We start from the raw sequence: 21,105 nt of genomic DNA on the forward strand, positions 1-21,105 counted from the left end.
CCGGAAGCGGTGTGTCCCGCGTGTGGCAGTATGGTCCGGCAAGGAGCGCTGTTCTGCCCCGTCTGCGGGGCGCCAGCGGGCCACGCCGGAGGCCAGGGGCCTTCGGGCCATGCGCCTGCGGGCCACATCGGGGGATACGAGGGGAACACGGGGACCATGGTGAATCTCGAGCTGGTCAATGCCTCCACGGGCAAGCGCGCCGGCGCCAAGCTCATCGACCTCGGGCTCGCGTGGATCCTCCAGCTCCTGCCCTACACCCTCGCCCTGGTCTCGCTTGCGAGCCTCTCGGGGAGCGCCTATCCGACGAGTTCGGACGAGCAGGCCCTCCTGGCGGCCGCCGTCTGGTGGGTGGTCGGCACCGTGCTCGGGATCGCGCTGTGGATCTTCTGCTGGGCCTGGGAGGCCCGCACCGGCAAGACGCCGGGCCAGGCCATGCTCGGCCTGCGCACGGGCAACGTGGAGGGCCTCGCCCCCGGGTGGGGAGCGGTGTTCGTGCGGAACTTCGTCTTCGGGCTCATCTGCCTGATCCCGGTGGCCGGGGTGGTGCTCGCCCTCATCTCGAACATCTTCGATCCGAACAGCAAGCGGCAGGGCTGGCACGACAAGGCCGCCAGGACCTTCGTCTTCGACGTGCACGCGGGCCGGGACCCCCTCACGACCGGCGGCATCAACGGGCCGGCCTCGTTTGCGCCCCGCGCGGACCTCCCCGCAGTCCAGCAGGTCGCGTCCCCGATGGCCTCGCCCGCAGCCAAGGCCCCGGCTCCCGCACGCCCGGCCGCCGTTCCGGCTGCCGCACCCCCCGCTGCGGTCGCGCCCAAGGCCGCCGCTGCCCCCACGCCTCCACGCGCCGCCGATCCGGACGCCGACCTCGGCGTCACCCGGTTCTCCCCGGCCCGGCAGGCCGGTGCGGCCGCCGCGGGCGGTGCCCCGCCGGCGTCGGACGTCGTGCTCACCTTCAACGACGGCCAGCGGGTCGCGCTGCGCGGGCCGGTCCTCATCGGCCGCAACCCCGCGGGCTACGACGACGAGACCGTGCAGGAGTTCCTGACGGTCGACGACCCGGGCAAGAGCGTCTCCAAGACGCACCTGGCAGTGTGGAGCGACCAGAGCGGCGTGTGGGTCCAGGACCGCAAGTCCACCAACGGCACCCGCGTGGTCCGGGCGGACGGCGCCACCGCCGAGGCCCCCGCCGGCCAGCCTGTCCTCGTCGATGCGGGCGACGTGGTCCGCTTCGGCGACTGCTTCTTCTCGATCGGAAGGGGACACGCGTGACCGACACGCATGCGCCCGAGCTGGAGCCGCGCCTGCGGCTCACCGTCGGCTTCGGCACGGACCGCGGGCTGCGCCGCGAACTCAACGAGGACTCGTTCCTCGCCCAGGACCCGGTGTTCATGGTCGCTGACGGCATGGGCGGCCACGAGGCCGGCGAGGTCGCCAGCCAGCTGTGCGTGCAGACCCTGCGCGAGGCCGCGATGCTGGCCCCCGGGACCCACGCGGCCACCGCGCAGGACATCCAGCACGTGATCGAGGACGCCGACTGGCGGATCCGCGATGCCACCGGCGCCCGCGCGGGGACCACCCTCTCGGGCGCGGTGCTCATCGAGATCTCCTCGGTGCCCTACTGGCTCGTGGCCAACGTGGGCGATTCGCGCACGTATCGCCTGTCCCAGGGCGGCCGGCTCACCCAGATCAGTGTGGACCACTCCGAGGTGCGCGAGCTCGTGGACGCCGGGCAGATCACCGCCGAGGAGGCCCTCACGCATCCGCGCCGCCACGTCGTCACCCGCGCCCTCGGCACTGGCGAGGACGCCGAGGCGGACTTCTGGCTCCTGCCCGTCGAGGACGGGGACCGGCTCCTCGTCTGCTCCGACGGGCTGACCTCTGAGCTGCGTGACGCGGAGATCCACCGCCTGCTCGCGAGCCGCGCCCACCCCCAGGACGCGGTGGAGGCCCTCATCGACGCGGCCATCCACGCCGGCGGCCGCGACAACATCACCGTCATCGTCGTCGACGCCCAGGATGCCGCGGACGAGCTCGGCCTCCGCGAGACCGCGCCTCGGCTCGCGCCCGAGGAGGACACCCTCGACCGCGACGGCTCCGCGGGCCAGCGCCGGGCCGGCGCGCAGGGCACGGAGGAGCAGGGCGCGGAGGAGCAGGGCACGGAGGAGCAGGGCGCCGAGCAGCCCGCCGGGGACCGGGCCGCCGGCGACCGGGCCCCCGACGCGGGACCCTCCGACAGCGCCCCTGCCGGCGACGGTCCCGCGGACGCCCCGACCCCGGACGCCGAGCCGGGGGATGCCCGTGGCGATGCGTGAGTACCGGCCGGGGGACGGCTGGAGGCTGCTGACCCGCGGCGAGCTGACGGTCCTCGTCCCCGCCGCCCAGCCGGAGGAGTTCCTCGGGGGCCTCTGGGAGGCGCTCGGGGCCGACGGGGCAGACCTGTACGCCGTCCTCGACGTCTTCGCGTCGGCCTTCGGGCTGGCCCGGATGCCGGCCTTCGCCGTCGCGGAGCATGGCGTGCGCCTGCGCCTCCTCGTGCGCGGCGCCGTGCGCGCCACCGTGACGACGGCCTCCGGGGACGAGGTGCTCAGCGGCAGCGATGTCGGCACCTGGCTCGAGCGCGCGTTCGAGGTGTGGGACGCGCTCGAGGTCTCCGGCGCCCCCTCGGACGCCGTGGCCGCCGGGGCGCCCCAGGGTGCGCTGCCGCTGCTCGGCGGGATCGTCGCCGCGGACACGGTGCTCGTCACCGCGGAGCGGGCCGCCGGTGATCAGGAGGCGGGGGCCCGAGGGGCGGACGACGCCGCGTCGCCGCCTGACGCCGTCGGCTCGCCGGCCGCCGTGGTTGCGCCCGTCGCTCCGGCCCCGCCGGCCACCGTGGTCCGGCCAGCCGCGACCGCCGACTCGCCGGCCCCGGTCACCGAGGCGCCGGCCGAAGCGCCGGCGGAAGCGCCGGCCGATGCTCCGGCCGCGAGCGAAGAGACCCTGCTTCCGGAATCGACTGTGGGAGGGCTCGCGGGATCCGCGCCAGCCTCTTCGGCGCCTGACCCCGCAGCGCCAGCTGATCCCACCCCGGCTGATTCCACTCTTGCCGATCCCACCCAGGCTGATTCCAGGCCTGCCGCACCGGCGTCCTCGCACGGGCAGCCTGACGCCGAGGAGACGGCCGGGCAGCCGGACGGGACGCCCGCCGGGGCAGCCCCCGTGGTGACGGGGGAGGCCCCCGAGGCCACCTCCTCCACGAGCGACTACGACCACCTCTGGGGCACCACGGTGCTCCGTTCTGTCGAGGACGCGGCCGTGAGGACCGACGGCGACGACGAGGAGCCCGGCCCCGGTGCGGAGCCAAGCCCCGGCGCCCAGGCCGGCGCCGGTGCCGAGCCCTCCGAGGGGTCAGCGGCCTCCTCCGGCGCATCGGCCCCCTCCGAGGCAGAGCGCCCCGAGGCGAGCACTCCGTCGGGCACGCTCGCGCAGTCCCCGTCTGGCCGCGCCGACTCTCACGACGAGCCGGCCGCAGAGCCCGACCACGCGCCGTCGCACGCCGAGAACGGCCGCGGGCCGTCCGCATGGAGCCCGCCGAGCCTCCTCATCGACGCGGTGCCCTGGGGCAAGCCCGCGCAGCCCGAGCCCGCCCAGGGAGGAGTGCCCCCGCACCGCCCCCGGCCCCGGGCCCAGAGCGAGATGCACTACCCCGAGCCGCCGCCGGCTGACGGGCCGCAGGGCCGCTCGATCACGTCCGAGCTCTACAGCGACCACGACGGCGAGACGGTCATGCGCAGCGAGCTGGACCCGGCCTCGCTGGGCGCGGAGGGCGGCCAGGACCGCGCCGGCCCGGCTCCGGCTGCCGCCGCCCAGGCCCGCGCGGCGGCGGGTCCGCTGGTGCTCGGCCGCCGGTGTGCGCAGGGGCACTCGAGCCCGCCCTCGTACCCCCAGTGCGCGGTCTGCGGCGAGCACCTCGAGGGTGATCCGGTGCAGGTCCCGCGTCCGGCCCTGGGCCGCGTGGTCTTCTCCACCGGGGAGGTCATTGACCTCGTCCAGCCGCTCGTGGTGGGCCGCCAGCCCTCGGTCTCGCGCGTGGCCAGCGGCGGGATGCCGCGCCTCGTCTCGGTCACGAGCCCCTCGGGGGACATCTCGCGCAACCACCTCGAGGTCCGCCTCGAGGGCTGGCACGTCATGGTCCGCGACCTCAAGGCGACCAACGGCACGGTGCTCGAGCGGCCCGGCCAGGCGCCGCGCCGGCTCGCCCAGGGCGAGATGACGATTGTGCTCGACGGCGACGTCGCGGACCTGGGCGACGGCGTGAGCCTGCGCTTCGAGGCGGTGCCGTGAGCTCGAAGCGGCCCCCGGCCCCGCCCCCCGACCTCAAGGGCTTCAGGTACCTGAGCCTGCTCGGCTCGGGCGGCTTCTCCGACGTCTACCTGTACGAGCAGGACAGGCCCCGCCGCAAGGTCGCCGTCAAGGTGCTCCTGTCCGACCTGCGCACCGAGAGCGCGCGCCGGCAGTTCGAGACCGAGGCCAACCTGATGGCCCAGCTCTCCTCGCACCCGTACATCGTGACGATCTACCAGGCGGAGATCACTGACGGCGGCCACTCCTACCTCGCAATGGAGTACTGCTCGCGCCCGAGCCTGGACATCCGCTACCGCCGGGAGCGGCTCAGCGTCGACGAGGTCCTCGCGGTCGGCATCCAGGTCGCCTCCGCGGTCGAGACCGCCCATCGTGCCGGGATCGCGCACCGCGACATCAAGCCGGCCAACATCCTCGTCACCGACTACAACCGGCCCGCCCTGACGGACTTCGGGATCTCGGGCACCGTGGAAGGCGGCGGGGACGCGGACATGGGCATGTCCATCCCGTGGTCGCCCCCCGAGTCATTCCGCGGCAGCGTGGCCGACGGCGTGGCCCTGGACGTCTGGGCCCTCGGCGCGACCCTGTACACGCTCCTCGCGGGCCGCTCGCCGTTCGTCATCCCGGGCGGGGACAACTCGCAACGGGCGCTCGTGCAGCGCATCCACACCTCGCCGGTCCCGCCGCTGGGCCGCGCCGACGTGCCGGAGTCGCTCGAGCTCGTGCTCGCGACCGCGATGTCCAAGGCGCCCGAGAGCCGCTACTCCTCGGCCCACACGTTCGCCCTCGCGCTGCAGCGGATCCAGAACGAGCTCAGCCTCTCGGTGACGCCGTTCGAGGTGCTCGAGGAGCCCTCGGACGACGACGACCCCGACTCCTCCTACGAGGAGACCCGCGTGCGGGGCGTCGTCGCGATCAACCCCCACGGCCCCCGCGCGGGCACCGGGACGGGGGCGGCACCGGGCCGGACTGTGCCCGGCCGGACGGTGCCGGGCGGTTCAGGGCGCACCGTCCCCGGACGCACGACGCCGTTCCCCGACTCGGGCGCGGGCCTCGCCGGGGCACCGGGCGACGGCACGGCGCCGGGGGACACCACAGCGGGACGGGACGACACCGTCGCGCGCGGCCGGACCGGCACCGTGCCGGGCACGCAGGTGGCCCTCCACGGGCCCGGGGCGGGCGCCGAGCCGGAGGCCGACCCGACCGTGCTGCGCGGCGATGCGACGGGCGCCGACGCGACGGTCCTGCGGGGCCGCCTCGCGGGGACCGGGCAGCCCGGAGCAGGGCAGGGGCCAGAAGACGGCAGCCGCGAGGACGCCGACGGCGAGGAGCGCGCCGCCGCCGTGCGCCGCCGTCGTACGCTGCTGGCCTCCTCCGCCGCCGGCGTGGTCCTCGTCGCCGCGGTCGGGGCCGGGATCGTGCTCGCGCCCGGCCTCGCCAACCGTCCTGCGCCGAACCAGACCACGTACAGCGCCCCGCCGGTCGACGCGGTGGACTCCGGCGCGGTGCCCAACGTCACCGGTCTGAAGGGGACCGCGGACGCCTCGGGCGTCACGTTCACCTGGAAGAACCCGCAGCCCAAGCCCGGCGACGCCTACCTCGTCACGGTGCTGCGCCTGACGGGGCAGCAGCCGCCCACCACGGTCACCGCAACGAAGGCCACCGTGCCCAAGGAAGCCTCGGGGCAGACCTGCGTGCGCGTCGTGGTGCGGCGCAGCGACGGCGCGGCCGGGCCGATGGACGACTCCGCGCCGAGCGCGTGCGTGAGCACCAAGTGAGACTGCCCGGCGGCGCGACGCGCCACGGGGACCATGTGAATGTCCGAACTGGGGAGACGGAGCACACACGAATGGACCAAGGAACGCCAGGGGCCGGCGACCTCGTCGTGGACTTCTGCGGCGAGCTGTACCGGCCCGACCCGGGCGGAGTCTTCGGAATCGGCAGGGAGGGCGACCTCGAGGTCGACGACAACCCCTACCTGCACCGCCGCTTCCTCGAGATCTCCCACGTGGACGGCATCTGGTGGCTCTCCAACGTCGGGTCGCTGCTCTCGGCCACGGTCGCGGACGTGAGCGGCGGGCTGCAGGCCTGGGTGGTGCCCGGCGCGCGGATCCCGCTCGTCTTCGGCCACACCAACGTCATCTTCACCGCCGGGTCCACGACGTACGAGTTCGCCGTGCACGTGCGCACCCCCGCGTTCCGGCAGCACGCGAGCCTCGACGAGGACGACGGCGCCGCGGGGGAGACCACCATCGGCCCCATCACATTCACCGAGTCGCAGAAGGCCGTGATCGTGGCGCTCGCCGAGCCCATGCTGCGCCGCGACGGGACGGGCCTGAGCTCCATCCCCACCTCCGCGGCGGCCGCCCGGCGGCTCGGCTGGGCGCTCACCAAGTTCAACCGGAAGCTGGACAACGTGTGCGACAAGCTCGACCGCGTCGGCGTGGTCGGCCTCCGGGCCGGCGGCGGGAAGCTGGCCACCAACCGGCGCGCCCGCCTCGTCGAGCACGCCGTCAGCTCCCACCTCGTCACCGCCGAGGACCTCGTGCTCCTCAAGACGCAGGCCGAGACGCCCCGCGGCCCTGCGCCCGCCGGGCAGAACGGGCCGGAGGGGGACTAGGTGCGCATCAGACTCACGCTGCGGCGCGACCCCGAGCCCGCGGTGGACCTGGCCGTGACCGTGGACGGCCTCGCCTCGGTGGGCGACGTGGCCCGGGAACTGTGGCTCGCCGATCCGGCCCGGGCGGCCGGGCACACCGGGACGGGCGGCCGGGCTGACACCGGCGCCCTGGCCGGCCTGACCCTCCGGGTCGAGGAGTCGGTCCTCGCCGGCGGCATGACCGGCCGCGTCCTGGACCCCGACGGGACCTTCCTCGAATCGGGCCTCCGGCAGGGCTCGACCGTCTCGCTCTCGCGGGTGGCCGTGCGCAGGAAATCGGGCGGGGCGGGCCACGGCGCGCCCGGCGCGGACAGCGGCGGGAAGGCACCCGCCGTCGACCGCGGACCGGCAGCGGCGACCCTGCGGGTGGTCTCCGGCCCGGACGCCGGCAAGGAATTCTCCCTCCCGGTCGGCGCGAGCCTGATCGGCCGCGGCGCCGGCGCCGACGTGGTCCTCGCCGACCCGCTCGTCTCCAAGCGGCACGCGCGGATCACGGTGGGCGAGACCATCGAGATCGCGGACCTGAACTCGTCCAACGGGCTCGTCATGGACGGGCTCACCGTCTCCAAGGCCGTGCTGGCCTCCTCGGACGCCGTGACCCTCGGTGACTCGACCGTGTCCGTGGTGGGCCTCGGGCACAGCGCCGGGCGCACCCAGACCTCGCCGCTCGTGCCGTTCAACCGCTCCCCGCGGGTGGTGCCGAGGTTCCCACCGCAGGCCCGCGAACTGCCGGAGGGGCCGCAGCGGCCCACCACCCAGCCGTTCCCGATCGTCATGCTCTTCGTGCCGATCCTCATGGGGGCCGTGATGTTCGCGGTCCTGCAGAGCGTCGTGTCCATCGTGTTCATGGCGATGATGCCGCTGTTCGCGGTGGGCATGTGGTTCGAGTACCGCCGCCACGCCAGGCGCGAGCTCCGGGAGGAGACCAGGCTCTTCGAGGAACGGCTCGCGGAATTCACGCGCCAGATCACCGAGCTGCAGACGGTCGAGCGGGCCGTCCGGCTCCAGGAGGCACCCTCGGTGGCGGAGACCGTGGAGTCGATCTACCGGCTCGGCCCACTGCTGTGGACCCACGCCCCGGAGCACCGCGAGTTCCTCACGGTCCGGCTCGGCCTCGGCACCGTGCCGAGCCGCGTCAGCATCACGGTCCCGCCCGAGGGCAGGACGCTGCCCGAGTTCACCCGCCGCCTCCACGAGGCCCAGGGCCGCTTCGCGGTGCTCGACGCCGTGCCGGTCACGGCGAGCCTGCGCCAGGGCGGCGGCCTCGGCGTCGCCGGCCCCCGGGGCCTCGTCGAGAACGTCGCGCGCGGCATCCTGCTGCAGCTCGCAGGACTCCACTCGCCCGCGGAGGTGGTGATCGCGGGGCTGGCCTCGCACGATTCCAAGGAGCGCTGGGAATGGCTCCAGTGGCTCCCGCATGTGGGCTCCTCCCACTCGCCCCTCACCGGCGACCACCTCGCCGCCGGATCCGCGGCCGGGATGCTCCTGCTCACCCGGCTCGAGGACCTGCTCGCCGTCCGCGCCAGCGGCCCGGACGGGCAGGCCAGCCCCTCGGGCGGTGCCGCGGGACGGCGCGGAGCAGTGCGGGAGGAGCATGACGGGACGTCCGAGCCGATCGTGCCGACCGTCGTCGTCCTCGTCGAGGACGACGCCCCGGTGGACCGCGGACGGCTCACGCGCATCGCCGAACTCGGTCCCGACGTGGGCATCCACGTCGTGTGGGTGGCGGCAGGCGCCGAGCAGCTGCCGCAGTGCTGCCGCGACTTCATCGTGGTCGACGGCGAGCACGGGGCCACGAGCGGCCAGGTCCGCCTCGGGCGGCACACCTACCCGGTCAGCTGCGAGAGCGTCGACGAGGCGCTCGCCGTCCAGCTGGGCCGGATGCTCACCCCGATCGTCGACGTGGGCAAGCCGGTCGACGACGACTCCGACCTCCCGCGCAGCGTCTCCTACGTGACGCTCGCCGGCAAGGAGATCGCGGACGACGCCGGCACGGTCGCCGAGCGCTGGCAGCAGTCCAACTCCTTGCGTGCCTCGGCCGTGGCCAATCCGAAGGCCAAGGGCAGCCTGCGTGCGCTCGTGGGCTCGAAGGGCGTGGAACAGTTCTTCCTGGACCTGAAGAACGAGGGCCCGCACGCGCTCGTGGGCGGCACGACGGGCGCTGGCAAGTCCGAATTCCTGCAGTCGTGGGTGCTCGGCATGGCCAGCGCGTACAGCCCGGACCGGGTCACCTTCCTGTTCGTGGACTACAAGGGCGGCGCAGCGTTCGCCGACTGCGTCAGCCTGCCGCACACGGTGGGGCTCGTGACCGACCTGTCGCCCCACCTCGTGCGGCGCGCCCTCACGTCCCTGCGGGCCGAGCTGCACTACCGCGAGCACCTGTTCAACCGGAAGAAGGCCAAGGACCTCCTCGCGATGGAGCGCGCCGCGGACCCGGACACCCCGCCCTACCTCGTCATCGTGGTGGACGAGTTCGCCGCGCTCGCCACCGAGGTCCCCGAGTTCGTCGAGGGGGTGGTGGACGTCGCCGCCCGCGGCCGGTCCCTCGGCCTGCACCTCATCCTCGCCACCCAGCGGCCCGCGGGCGTCATCAAGGACAGCCTGCGCGCCAACACGAACCTGCGCATCGCGCTGCGGATGGCGGACGAGGCCGACTCCGAGGACATCCTGGGGGAGAAGACCGCGGCGTACTTCGACCCGGGCATCCCCGGCCGCGGTGCCGCCAAAACCGGTCCCGGGCGCATCCAGGGCTTCCAGACCGGGTACGCGTCGGGCTGGACCACCGAGCGGCCCGCGGTGCCCCGCATCGACATCGCCGAGATGGACTTCGGCACCGGCGCGGCCTGGGAGCGGCCGGCAGACCTCGTGGACGCCGAGCCCGAGGCCGAAGGACCCAACGACATCGCCCGCATGGTCCGCACCATCTCGACGGCGGCCGACCGGATCGGGCTCGACATGCCGCGCAAGCCGTGGCTCGCCGAGCTGCCGCAGACCTACGATGTGGCGCGCCTGCCCAATCCGCGCACGGACGAGCGGCTGCTGCTCGGCGTCGTGGACGACCCGGCGCACCAGGGCCAGCCGACGTTCTTCTACGAGCCCGACCGGGACGGGAACATGGCCGTCTACGGCACCGGCGGTTCCGGGAAGTCCGCGGCGCTGCGCACGGTCGCGGTCGCTGCGGCCATCACGATGCGCGGCGGCCCCGTCCAGGTCTACGGCATCGACGCCGGCTCGCGCGGCCTGCACATGCTCGAGACGCTCCCGCACGTGGGTGCCGTGATCGACGCGGACGACGCCGAGCGCATCGGCCGGCTGATGCGCCACCTGTCCGCGCTCGTCGACGAGCGCTCCGAGCGGTATGCCGCCGCCCGGGCCGGCAGCATCGGCGAGTACCGGCGTCTCGCGGACCGTCCTGACGAGCCCCGCATCGTGGTCCTCATCGATGGCATGGGGGCGTTCCGCGAGCAGTACGAGTACAGCTCCGAGAGCGCGGTGTTCGATCTGCTCACGCAGCTCGCCTCCGATGGGCGCGCGGTCGGCGTGCACCTCGTCATGACCGGTGACCGGACCAACTCGATCCCGGCTTCGATCGCCTCGAGCGTGCAGAAGCGGATCATCCTGCGCATGACCGGCGAGGACGACTACATGATGTTCGGCCAGCCCAAGGACGTGGTCACACCGCAGTCGCCCCCTGGGCGCGGCGTGGTGGACGGCCTCGAGGTCCAGCTGGGCGTGCTCGGCGGGAACGCGAACGTGGCGCTGCAGGCGCGCGAGATCACTCGGCTCGCCGAGGCGATGCGCCGCCAGGGCGTCCCCGAGGCGCCACCCGTGCGGACGCTGCCGGACCTCGTGGCGGGCCCGGCGCTGCCGACTGACTCGGGGCGGGTGGCGCTCGGTCTGGAGGACTCCACGCTCGAGCCGCTCTACGTCGACCCCTCGGGGGCCTTCATGCTCACCGGCCCGCCCGGATCCGGGCGCACGACGGCGCTCGCGGCCCTCGCGGCCGGGCTGCGGAGGGCGCGCCCCGAGGTCCGCAGGGTGTACCTGGGAGCCCGGAAGTCTGCCCTGGCGAACCTGCCGCTGTGGGACGCGAGCTTCACCGGAGAGGACGCCGTGTCCGGTGCCGTCGACGAGCTCCAGCTCGACGTGGGGGTGCGGGAGTTCGCGCTCTTCGTCGAGGGCCTGCCCGAGTTCGACTCCACGCTGGCCGAGAGTGGGCTTTCGGGGCTCATCACCGCCATGGACCGCGAGGGCCTGTGGGTGGTCGGTGAGTCGGAGACCGCGGGCTGGGGTTCGGCGTGGAGCCTGTCGCAGCCGTTCAAGAACGGGCGCCGCGGCCTGCTGCTCAACCCCGCTGAGATGGACGGCGACTCGCTCCTGAACACGTCCCTGGGGCGCATCCGGAATCCCCGGTATGTCCCAGGACGGGGCTTCTACGTGGCCCGGGGACGGGCGTTCAAGGTGCAGGCCGCGTTCGAGGACCTCGCCGCAGGCTGAGTCCTTCCGAACCTCGTCCCTATTCGTGGGAGGGCGCGCGCTCGGGTGGGGAGGAGTCCCCATCGCGGGTCCGGCAGTGAACCGATAGGTTGGTCTTCGAACGCGAGGCCCCCTCTGGGAACGAAACGGGGGTGGCTGCGCGGGGGATTCCTGGACACGCCGGGGACGTATCGAAAGGAAACACCATGGCTATTCAGCAGGGCGCCAACGTTGCCGAGCTCCGCGGTGTCGCGAAGCAGTTCGACGCGAAGGCCAACGAGGTGGACCAGATCAAGAACAACCTCAACGCGCTGATCAACAACAACATCCCGGCGAACTGGGCCGGCCGCGACGCCGAGCAGTTCAAGGGCGAGTGGCAGTCCACGGGCATGAAGTCCCTGGCCAAGCTCGTCGAGCAGCTGCGCGACGCCTCGCGCACCATGAACACCAACGCCACCGCCCAGGAGCAGACCTCCAGCAGCCTGCACTAGCAGCCAGCGGCAGCCAGCGGAGCCTGAACCCCGCGACGACGCCGCTGACAGAGACAGAGACAGCGAGAGGCCCCACGGCACATGCCGTGGGGCCTCTCGCTCTGCGCGGAGGAACCTCCCCCGCCCGGTGATGCTCTCGGGTACGGATCTCGTCGCCCTTCTCGCGTTCCGGGTACGTCCGCCCGTACCCGGAAGGCGGAATAGCCGTCGAGATGCGTACCCGAAACGGAGAGGGGTGTCGGGGCCATGGGGCAAGATAGACAGCGTGAGCCCAGAAGCAGCGAGCACCCAGGCAGCGAGCACCGAGGAAGCAGTCGGCGAAGCGGTCGTCCCGTCCGAGACGCTGCGCGATGAGTACGACGCGCTCGCGGACGAGGTCCGGCACCACCGCACCCTGTACTACAACCAGGATGCGCCCGAGATCTCCGACGCCGAGTACGACGCCCTCTACCGTCGGCTCGAGGAGTTCGAGGCCCTCCACCCCGAGCTGATCGCGAACGATTCGCCCACCCAGGAGGTTGGCGGGGAGGTCACGGCGGCCTTCGCCCCGGTCGAGCACCTTGCCCGCATGTACAGCCTCGAGGATGTCTTCTCCATCGATGAGCTCGAGGCCTGGGTCCGGCGCGCCGAAGCGAGCGTCGCGGCCACGGGGTTCCCGGCGGCGAAATGGCTCACCGAGCTCAAGATCGATGGCCTGGCAGTCAATCTCCTGTACCGCAACGGCGAGCTGGTCCGGGCCGCGACCCGCGGCGACGGCCGCACGGGCGAGGACGTCACGCACAACGTCCTGACCATCAAGGACATCCCCACCCGGCTCAAGGGGGAGGGGCATCCTGAGGAAGTCGAGATCCGCGGGGAGGTCTACATCCCCACGAAGGCCTTCAACGAGTTCAACGACGCCCTCATCGCCGAGGGCAGGGCCCCGCTCGCGAACCCGCGCAATGCGGCGGCGGGATCGCTGCGCCAGAAGGACCCTGCCGAGACCGCCAAGCGGCCCCTGAGCATGTTCGTCCACGGGATCGGCGCCCGCGCGGGGCTGACCACGACGAGCCAGTCCGAGACCTACGACCTGCTCAAGGCGTGGGGTCTGCCGACGAGCCCGTACTACGAGGTCCTGCACACCTACGAGGAGGTGCTGGCGTTCATCGAGCGCTTCGGCGAGAAGCGGCACAGCCTCATCCACGAGATCGACGGGATCGTCGTCAAGGTGGACGACTTCGCGACCCAGCGGGCCCTCGGCCACACCTCCCGCGTCCCGCGCTGGGCCGTGGCGTTCAAGTATCCGCCCGAGGAGGTCCACACCAAGCTCCTCGACATCCTCGTCAACGTGGGCCGCACGGGCCGCGTGACCCCGTACGGGGTGATGGAGCCTGTCAAGGTCGCCGGATCCACGGTCTCGATGGCCACTCTGCACAACCAGGATGTGGTCCGGGCCAAGGGCGTCAAGATCGGCGACACCGTGGTGCTGCGCAAGGCGGGGGACGTGATTCCCGAGATCGTCGGCCCGGTGCTGGCGCTGCGGGACGACGCGGCCGTCCGCGACTTCGTCATGCCCACCGAGTGCCCCTCGTGCGGCACCCCGCTCGCGCCGGGCAAGGAGGGCGACGTCGACATCCGCTGCCCGAACGCCCGCTCGTGCCCCTCCCAGCTCCGCGAGCGCGTCTTCCACCTCGCGGGCCGCGGGGCCTTCGACATCGAGGCCCTCGGCTGGGAGGCGGCCATCGCGCTGACCCAGCCTGCCGAGCCCGAGGTGCCGCCGCTCGAGAACGAGGCGGGAATCTTCGACCTCACGCCCGAAGACCTCCGCGACGTGAGGATCCGACGGGAGAAGCGGTCCAAGGGCGTGGGGACGGGGGAGTGGGAGCTCGTCCCGTACTTCTACACGAAGCCGACGGCGAAGACCCCCTCGAAGCCCACCGCCACCACCGAGAAGCTGTTCCGCGAACTCGCGAAGGCCAAGTCCCAGCCGCTGTGGCGCGTGCTGGTGGCGCTCTCCATCCGGCACGTCGGCCCTACGGCCTCCCGCGCGCTCGCCACCCGGTACGGCTCCATGTCGGCACTCCGCGCCGTCCTCGCGCAGGACGACGCGCGCGAGCAGCTCGCGGACGTGGACGGCGTGGGCCCCATCATCGCCGACGCGCTCATCGAGTGGTTCGCCGAGGACTGGCACCGCGAGATCGTGGACCGCTGGGCAGCCGCCGGCGTGAAGATGGAGGACGAGCAGGATGCCTCCGTGGGCCGGACCCTCGAGGGGCTGACCGTGGTCGTCACCGGCAGCCTCGAGGGGTTCAGCCGCGACGAGGCCAAGGAGGCCATCATCATCCGCGGCGGGAAGGCCGCCGGCAGCGTCTCCAAGAAGACGGACTACGTCGTGGCCGGCGAGAGCGCCGGGACGAAGCTCGACAAGGCCGAGCAGCTCGGCGTGCCGGTCCTCGACGAGGACGGCTTCCGCGCACTCCTCGCCGAGGGCCCAGCCGGCCTGGGTGCCCCCACGGCAGGAGCCGAGGCCGGCCCCGAGGAGGACGACGGCGGAGCGGGCGAGGGCACGCCGGAACAGATCATGCGGGCCGAGGAGGACGACGAGTGACGCGCGCCCACGAGCCCGAGTTCCTCGAGCACCTCCTGAGTGTGGCCCGCCGGGCAGCCGCGGCGGGCGCCTCCGTCCTCGCCGGACGTGCCGGCGGCGTGCTCACCTCCGCTGACGGCGGCGCCGAGACCAAGAGCTCGGGCAGCGACTGGGTCACCGAATTCGACCTCGCCGCGGAGAAGGCCGTGCGCTCGGTCCTCGCCGCCGAGCGGCCCAACGACATCGTCACCGGCGAGGAGCAGGGCACCAGCCGGGTTGCGGAGCCGAGCGGCTTCCGCTGGTCGATCGACCCGCTCGACGGCACCACGAACTTCATCCGGGACATCGTCTACTACGCCACGAGCGTGGCAGTGGCCGACGAGGACGGGCAGTGGCTCGCCGGGGTCGTCAACGCCCCCGCGCTCGGGCGCGAGTACTGGGCCCTGCGCGGCGGCGGCGCGTGGCGGCTCGATGCCGCGCGCGGGCGCACCGGCGACGAGGGGGACCGCGAAGTGTGGCCCCGCCGCCTCGAGGGCCCCGTGCCGGGCCGCGCCGAGGACGGCTCGGCGATCCTCGCCACCGGCTTCTCCTACGAGCCCGCGGTCCGGGCGGATCAGGCCGCGGCGCTGGCCGAGCTCATGGACGGGTTCGGGGACATGCGCCGGCTCGGCTCGGCCGCGCTGGACCTCTGCCTCGTGGCGGACGGGACCCACGACGCCTACGGGGAGCTCGGCCTCAACGAGCACGACTTCGCCGCGGGTGCGCTCATCGCCGAGGAAGCCGGCTGCTGGGTGCGCCGTCCCGTCCTGACGAGCCCGCTGCTCGGCGGCCCGGACGACGACGAGCGGCTCGCCGCCTGGACCTGCGCCGGGGCCATCGAGTTCTCCGGCCGCTTCCCCATCGGATGACGGGCCTCAGCGTCCGCGAGGCAACCCCGGCGGACTACCCGGAGATCGCCCGGATCGCCGAGGCCGCCTACCTCGGCCCCGGCTACTTCGAGAGCGCCGACCACCCGTACATGCAGCACATCGCGGACGTGGCCTACCGGGCCTCGCGGGGCACACTCCTCGTCGCGGAGCGGGACGGGCGGATCGTCGGATCCGTGACCGTCATGGCGCACGGCGACGGCTTCGACCAGATCGCCCGTCCCGGGGAGTTCGAGTTCCGCCTCCTCGTGGTGGACCCTGCCGCGCAGCGCTCGGGGGCAGGCACGGCCCTGGTGCGCGAGGTCGAGGCGAGGGCCAAGCGGGCGGAGGCGACCGCCGTCGTGCTCACCACGGGGGAGGGCTGGGAGGCGCCGAACGCGCTCTACCCCCGGCTCGGCTACGAGCGCGCGCCCGAGCGGGACTGGCCGGTCACAGGGACGGACATCATGCTCCCGGTGTACATCAAGCGCCTCTGACCCGCGGGCCGGCCCTCTGACGACCGCGACTAGACTGGATCGCGAACCTTCTAACCACCTTCACAGGGAGATCCATGGCTGAGATCACTCGCGACGACGTTGCGCACCTCGCGCAGCTCGCGCGGATCGAGATGAGCGAGGCGGAGCTGGACAAGATGGCGGGCGAACTGGCCCACATCGTGGACGCCGTCAAGAGCGTGAGCGAGGCCGCGGGCCCCGACGTCCCGGCCACGAGCCACCCGATCCCGCTGCAGAACGTCTTCCGCGAGGACGTCGTGGGCCACGTCCTCACCCCGGCCGAGGCGCTCTCCGGCGCCCCCGACTCAGACCAGGACCGCTTCAAGGTCCCGGCCATCCTGGACGAGGAGTAAGCCCATGGGCACCAATGACAAGCAGCTCAGCGAACTGATCACGTCCAGCGCCTCGGCCCTCGCCGCGAAGCTCGCCGCCACCGAGGTCTCCTCCGAGGAGGTCACGCAGGCGCACCTCGACCGCATCGCCGAGGTCGACGGCGGGGAGCGGGGAGTGCACGCCTTCCTGCACGTGAACACCGAGGAGGCGCTCGGTGTCGCCCGCGAGGTCGACGCGATCCGCGCCGCCGGCGGGGACGACGCCGCCGCCCTCCACCCGCTCGCAGGCGTCCCGATCGCGATCAAGGACCTGATCGTCACGAAGGGCCAGCCGACGACGGCGGGCTCCCGCATCCTCGAGGGCTGGATGAGCCCCTACGACGCGACCGTGATCAAGAAGATCCGGGCCGCGAAGCTCCCGATCCTCGGCAAGACCAACCTCGACGAGTTCGCCATGGGCTCCTCCACCGAGCACTCGGCGTTCGGCCCCACCCGCAACCCGTGGGACCTGGACCGCATCCCCGGCGGCTCCGGCGGCGGCTCCGCGGCGGCCGTCGCGGCGTTCGAGGCCCCGCTGGCCCTCGGCACCGACACGGGCGGTTCCATCCGCCAGCCCGGCGCCGTGACCGGCACGGTCGGCGTCAAGCCCACCTACGGCGCGGTGTCCCGCTACGGCGCGATCGCCATGGCCTCGAGCCTGGACCAGATCGGCCCCGTCTCCCGCACCGTTTTGGACGCCGCACTGCTCCAGGAGCTCGTCGGCGGCCACGACCCGTACGACTCGACCTCCCTGACCGACTCCTTCGACACGCTTGCCGCCGCCGCGCGTGCGGGCGCGGCCGGGAGCCTCGAGGGTCTGCGCATCGGCGTGGTCAAGGAGCTCGGCGGCGAGGGCTACCAGGCCGGCGTCGAGGCCCGCTTCCGCGACGCGCTCGAGCTCCTCAAGGGTGCCGGAGCGCAGGTCGTCGAGGTCTCCTGCCCCAACTTCAAGTACGCGCTCGGGGCCTACTACCTGATCATGCCGAGCGAGGTCTCCAGCAACCTCGCGAAGTTCGACGGCGTCCGGTACGGCCTGCGCGTCCTGCCCCAGGACGGCCCGATGACGATCGAGCGCGTCATGGCCGCCACCCGCGCCGCGGGCTTCGGCGACGAGGCGAAGCGCCGCATCATCCTGGGCACCTACGCGCTCTCGGCCGGGTACTACGACGCGTACTACGGCTCGGCCCAGAAGGTCCGTACCCTCATCCAGCGGGACTTCGACGCCGCGTTCGCCCAGACGGACGTGCTCATCTCCCCGACGGCGCCGACCACGGCCTTCCCGCTCGGGGAGAAGCTCGACGACCCGCTGGCCATGTACCTCAACGACGTGGCGACCATCCCGGCCAACCTGGCCGGCGTCCCGGGCCTGTCCCTCCCGAGCGGCCTCGCCGACGAGGACGGCCTTCCCGCTGGCCTCCAGATCCTCGCCCCCGCCCGCGAGGATGCCCGCCTGTACCGCGTGGGTGCGGCCCTCGAGGCGCTGCTCGAGGCGCAGTGGGGCGGCCCGCTGCTCGCGAAGGCGCCGGCGCTCGGCGCCCGTGCGAACGTCGGGCAGTCCGCCGAGACCAACGCAGGAGTGAAGTAGAGATGGCAGCCACGCAGACCGTCCTGTCCTTCGAGACGGCCATGGAGAAGTTCGACCCCGTCCTCGGCTTCGAGGTCCACGTCGAGCTCAACACCAAGACCAAGATGTTCTCCTCGGCACCGAACGTGTTCGGCGACGAGCCGAACACGGACGTCAACGAGGTGGACCTCGGCATGCCGGGCGTCCTGCCGGTGGTGAACCGCGCCGCCGTGGAGTCGAGCATCAAGATCGGCCTCGCGCTCAACTGCGAGATCGCCGAGTCCTGCCGATTCGCCCGGAAGAACTACTTCTACCCGGACACGCCCAAGAACTTCCAGACCTCCCAGTACGACGAGCCGATCGCGCACGACGGCTGGATCGACATCGAGCTCGAGGACGGCACCGTGTTCCGCGTCGAGATCGAGCGCGCCCACATGGAGGAGGACGCCGGCAAGCTCACCCACCTGGGCGGCGCGACCGGCCGCATCCACGGCGCCGAGTACTCCCTCGTGGACTACAACCGCGCCGGTGTGCCGCTGGTCGAGATCGTCACGAAGCCGATCGTGGGTGCCGGGAGCCGCGCCCCCGAGCTGGCCCGTGCCTACGTGGCCGCGATCCGCGAGATCGTGAAGAACCTCGGCGTCTCGGATGCGCGCATGGAGCGCGGCAACGTCCGCTGCGACGCGAACGTCTCGCTCATGCCCAAGGGCGCCACCCAGTTCGGCACCCGTTCGGAGACCAAGAACGTCAACTCGCTCCGCTCGGTCGAGCACGCGGTCCGGTTCGAGATCCAGCGCCACGCCGCGGTGCTCTCGGCCGGGGAGAAGGTCACCCAGGAGACCCGCCACTGGCACGAGGACACGCGTACGACGACGCCGGGTCGCCCCAAGAGCGACGCCGACGACTACCGCTACTTCCCCGAGCCCGACCTCGTGCCCGTGGTCCCGAGCCGCGAGTGGGTCGAGGAGCTGCGCGCCACCCTGCCCGAGCCCCCGGCCGAGCGCCGCAAGCGCCTCAAGGAGGCCTGGGGCTACGCCGACGCCGAGTTCCGCGACGTGGTCAATGCCGGCGTCATGGACTCCATCGAGGAGACCATCGCCGCGGGCGCGACCCCGCAGGCCGCCCGCAAGTGGTGGATGGGCGAGATCGTGGGCCGTGCGAAGGCCGCCGACGTGGACCCCGCGGACCTGGGCGTCACCCCGGCCGCGATCATCGAGCTCAACGGCCTCGTCGAGGGCGGCAAGCTCAACAACAAGATGGCAGGCCAGGTGCTCGACGGCGTCATCGCCGGCGAGGGTACCCCGACCGAGGTCATGGAGGCCCGCGGCCTCGTGCTCGTCTCCGACGACGGTCCCCTGCTCGAGGCGATCGACGCCGCCCTCGCCGCGCAGCCCGGCGTCGCGGACAAGATCCGCGGCGGCAAGGTCCAGGCGGCCGGCGCGATCGTCGGCGCGGTCATGAAGGCCACGCGCGGCCAGGCCGACGCCGGCCGGGTCAAGGAGCTCATCCTCGAGCGGCTCGGCGTCGAAGGCTAGCACCACGGGCCGCCGGCCGCGCCGCCGGCCGAGGGCGGGTCCTCCTGAGTGAAAATGGGAGGGCCCGCCCTTTGCCGCGCGGGCGCACGGGCGCACCATGGGAGGCGGTCCCGGAGGAACCGGCCCTACACCCGTGGAGGATGCGATGACGGCGAACGTGAACTACTTCGAGATCGGCAGCGAGGACCCCGAGGGCGCCCAGGCCTTCTACGGCGGCCTCTTCGGCTGGGGCTTCGGGACACCGTCGCCGGTCGGGTACCGGATGGTCGAGACGGATGCCGGGGGACTCTGGGACACGGGCACGATGGGCGGCGGCCGCTGGGCGGTGTTCTACGTCCAGGTCGACGACGTCGCGGCCTCGCTCGCCGAGGCGCAGCGGCTCGGCGCGAGCATCGCCATCCCCCTCACGAACAACGGCGCGATCGAGTTCGCGCACGTCCTCGACCCGCAGGGAAACCGCTTCGGGATCTGGCGGCCCCTTGCTGCCGGTGCCTAGGGTGGGCGCATGGCGCCTCTGATCCAGTACCACGCGACGGTCCTCGGAAGCCCGGACCCCCAGTCCGCGGCCCGCTTCTACGCCAACCTCCTCGGTTGGGAGCTCGGCGACGACGAGCGCGAATGGGCCACGATCCTCGACCCGGCCGGCGGATCCCAGCTGTCGTTCCAGCTGGAGGAGGACTTCGAGCGACCGGTGTGGCCCGAGAAGCCCGGCCAGCAGCAGATGATGATGCATCTGGACCTGCTGGTGACGGATCTGGCCAAGGCCGCGGAGCACGCCGCCGAGTGCGGGGCCGAGCGCGCCGCACACCAGCCCCAGGACGATGTCATCGTGTTCTTCGATCCGGACGGCCATCCCTTCTGCCTGTTCGAGAACTAGCGCACCACGCTCCCTCGGGTGGCCGTCGCAGCGCCTTCCTGTGAGCCACCTTTCGGTTGGCCCCCAGTTCGCCCGCGTCCCGCACACGAGCCCGTGGCGGGCGGGATGATGGATCCATGAGTTCCACCGCTTCACACCGCACACGCCGTGCACTCGTCATCGGCGCCCTCGGCGTCGCCCTCGTGGGCGGCGGCGGCGCCGCAGTCTGGGCCGCCTCGACGCCGTCGCCCTCACCGTCGGCTCCCTCCCCGGGAGCGCAGTCCGCGCCGCACAGGAGTGGCCACGGACAGGGGCTGATGGCACGCGGAGGCCTCCACGGCGAGGTCACGGTCAAGCGCGCCGACGGCACGTACGTGACCCTCGTGGGCCAGCGCGGCACGGTGACCGAGGCGACGGACACCAAGCTCACCGTCAAGAGCGAGGACGGCTACACCCACTCCTACGTGCTGGACGGCAGCACGAAGTTCCGTTCCGCCTCCGACCCGAAGGGGCCTGCCCTGAAGGCCAGCGACCTCAAGGTCGGCGACGAGGTGGCCGTCCGGGCCCAGCGCAACGGCAGCGACGACACCGCCACGGCCGTGGTGAAGGGGCCCTTCCCGGTCCGCACCGGCCAAGGCCAGGGGAACCAGGGCCACGCCGGCAGGATGCACCGCCAGTCGGGCACGCCGGGCGGCCAGCAGCCCACCCCCAGCCCCTCCGCGACCCCGTCGATGAGCGGGTCGGTGAGCGGGTCGGTCTCCCAGTCCTGACGGGCCGGGCTCCTCCCGGGCTCGCGGATTCGGGCTTTCTTAGAGCGACCTTA

At 72.9% G+C, this 21,105-nt stretch carries 16 protein-coding genes and 1 pseudogene; all 17 read left to right on the forward strand.

The features are described from left to right. Window positions 1-9: 9 nt before the first annotated feature. A pseudogene (locus J2W21_RS19785) lies at window positions 10-72 on the forward strand (zinc-ribbon domain-containing protein); the annotation flags it as partial. A gap of 84 nt (window positions 73-156) precedes the next feature. Then, window positions 157-1,272 (forward strand): RDD family protein, encoded by a 1,116-nt coding sequence (locus J2W21_RS04490; protein WP_307113310.1) that lies wholly within the window; start codon window positions 157-159, stop codon window positions 1,270-1,272. Further along, a complete protein-coding gene (locus tag J2W21_RS04495) occupies window positions 1,269-2,315 on the forward strand; it encodes a PP2C family protein-serine/threonine phosphatase (RefSeq protein ID WP_307113311.1) in 1,047 nt (348 codons plus the stop codon). Before J2W21_RS04490 ends, J2W21_RS04495 begins: the two co-directional genes overlap by 4 nt. After that, window positions 2,308-4,326 carry an FHA domain-containing protein gene (locus tag J2W21_RS04500; RefSeq protein ID WP_307113493.1) on the forward strand — a complete coding sequence of 673 codons (2,019 nt, stop codon included), beginning with the start codon at window positions 2,308-2,310 and terminating at the stop codon, window positions 4,324-4,326. The genes J2W21_RS04495 and J2W21_RS04500 overlap by 8 nt, the downstream gene beginning before the upstream one ends. Further along, window positions 4,323-6,122 carry a serine/threonine-protein kinase gene (locus J2W21_RS04505; protein ID WP_307113312.1) on the forward strand — a complete coding sequence of 600 codons (1,800 nt, stop codon included), beginning with the start codon at window positions 4,323-4,325 and terminating at the stop codon, window positions 6,120-6,122. The genes J2W21_RS04500 and J2W21_RS04505 overlap by 4 nt, the downstream gene beginning before the upstream one ends. A gap of 71 nt (window positions 6,123-6,193) precedes the next feature. Beyond that, window positions 6,194-6,964, forward strand: a complete 771-nt coding sequence (locus J2W21_RS04510; RefSeq protein WP_307113313.1) for a hypothetical protein — start codon at window positions 6,194-6,196, stop codon at window positions 6,962-6,964. Continuing rightward, window positions 6,965-11,500 (forward strand): FtsK/SpoIIIE domain-containing protein, encoded by a 4,536-nt coding sequence (locus J2W21_RS04515; RefSeq protein ID WP_307113314.1) that lies wholly within the window; start codon window positions 6,965-6,967, stop codon window positions 11,498-11,500. Window positions 11,501-11,685: 185 nt separating this feature from the next. Further along, window positions 11,686-11,970 (forward strand): WXG100 family type VII secretion target, encoded by a 285-nt coding sequence (locus J2W21_RS04520; protein WP_307006054.1) that lies wholly within the window; start codon window positions 11,686-11,688, stop codon window positions 11,968-11,970. A gap of 265 nt (window positions 11,971-12,235) precedes the next feature. Continuing rightward, entirely contained in the window at window positions 12,236-14,557 is a 2,322-nt protein-coding gene (gene ligA, locus J2W21_RS04525) for an NAD-dependent DNA ligase LigA (protein ID WP_307113315.1), read from the forward strand. After that, window positions 14,554-15,444: an inositol monophosphatase family protein gene (locus tag J2W21_RS04530; RefSeq protein ID WP_307113316.1), complete on the forward strand. Its 891-nt coding sequence runs from the start codon at window positions 14,554-14,556 to the stop codon at window positions 15,442-15,444. The genes ligA and J2W21_RS04530 overlap by 4 nt, the downstream gene beginning before the upstream one ends. Next, entirely contained in the window at window positions 15,441-15,938 is a 498-nt protein-coding gene (locus J2W21_RS04535; RefSeq protein ID WP_307113317.1) for a GNAT family N-acetyltransferase, read from the forward strand. Before J2W21_RS04530 ends, J2W21_RS04535 begins: the two co-directional genes overlap by 4 nt. A 74-nt stretch (window positions 15,939-16,012) precedes the next feature. Continuing rightward, window positions 16,013-16,309, forward strand: coding sequence for an Asp-tRNA(Asn)/Glu-tRNA(Gln) amidotransferase subunit GatC (gatC, locus tag J2W21_RS04540; RefSeq protein ID WP_307113318.1), 297 nt, complete (start codon window positions 16,013-16,015; stop codon window positions 16,307-16,309). Window positions 16,310-16,313: 4 nt separating this feature from the next. Then, on the forward strand, window positions 16,314-17,912 hold the full coding sequence (gene gatA, locus J2W21_RS04545; protein WP_307113319.1) for an Asp-tRNA(Asn)/Glu-tRNA(Gln) amidotransferase subunit GatA: 1,599 nt from the start codon (window positions 16,314-16,316) through the stop codon (window positions 17,910-17,912). A gap of 2 nt (window positions 17,913-17,914) precedes the next feature. Then, entirely contained in the window at window positions 17,915-19,426 is a 1,512-nt protein-coding gene (gene gatB / locus J2W21_RS04550; RefSeq protein ID WP_307113320.1) for an Asp-tRNA(Asn)/Glu-tRNA(Gln) amidotransferase subunit GatB, read from the forward strand. A 145-nt stretch (window positions 19,427-19,571) separates the two neighbouring features. After that, the gene (locus tag J2W21_RS04555; protein WP_307113321.1) at window positions 19,572-19,922 is read left to right on the forward strand and encodes a VOC family protein; all 351 of its coding nucleotides are present in this window, start codon (window positions 19,572-19,574) and stop codon (window positions 19,920-19,922) included. A 9-nt stretch (window positions 19,923-19,931) separates the two neighbouring features. Continuing rightward, the gene (locus J2W21_RS04560; RefSeq protein WP_307113322.1) at window positions 19,932-20,303 is read left to right on the forward strand and encodes a VOC family protein; all 372 of its coding nucleotides are present in this window, start codon (window positions 19,932-19,934) and stop codon (window positions 20,301-20,303) included. Between the two features lie 116 nt (window positions 20,304-20,419). Further along, on the forward strand, window positions 20,420-21,052 hold the full coding sequence (locus J2W21_RS04565; RefSeq protein WP_307113323.1) for a DUF5666 domain-containing protein: 633 nt from the start codon (window positions 20,420-20,422) through the stop codon (window positions 21,050-21,052). Window positions 21,053-21,105 lie beyond the last annotated feature (53 nt).

Origin of the sequence: Sinomonas atrocyanea, from assembly GCF_030811715.1 — a bacterium.
GTDB classification, from domain to species: domain Bacteria; phylum Actinomycetota; class Actinomycetes; order Actinomycetales; family Micrococcaceae; genus Sinomonas; species Sinomonas atrocyanea_A.